The sequence below is a fragment of the Shewanella sp. CAL98-MNA-CIBAN-0140 genome (assembly GCF_040309905.1).
Classification (GTDB): Bacteria; Pseudomonadota; Gammaproteobacteria; order Enterobacterales; family Shewanellaceae; genus Shewanella; species Shewanella psychromarinicola.
Window position 1 is genome coordinate 1 of the sequence record NZ_JBEOPI010000184.1, and the last position, 267, is coordinate 267.

The following is a 267-nucleotide window of genomic DNA, read 5'->3' on the forward strand; positions in this document are numbered from 1 at the left end:
TTATTCGGCTTTCCGTTTGACCTGACCGTTTTGGCAGCTATTCTGGCATTGATCGGTTATTCCTTGAACGATACCATCGTTGTCTATGACCGTATTCGTGAGAACTTCCGCCGTGTCCGTGGTATTACGCCGCGTCAAACGATTGATTTATCATTAACAGAGACGTTACGTCGTACCATTATGACTATCTCAACCGTATTACTGGTTGTTTTAGCCATGTTGTTCTTGGGCGGTGACGGTCTCTATTGGTTCTCGGTTGCACTGTTC

At 45.7% G+C, this 267-nt stretch carries 1 pseudogene; it reads left to right on the forward strand.

Annotated features, from left to right (window positions below):
• Positions 1–267, forward strand: a pseudogene (locus tag AAEY93_RS20680) (protein translocase subunit SecF); the annotation flags it as partial.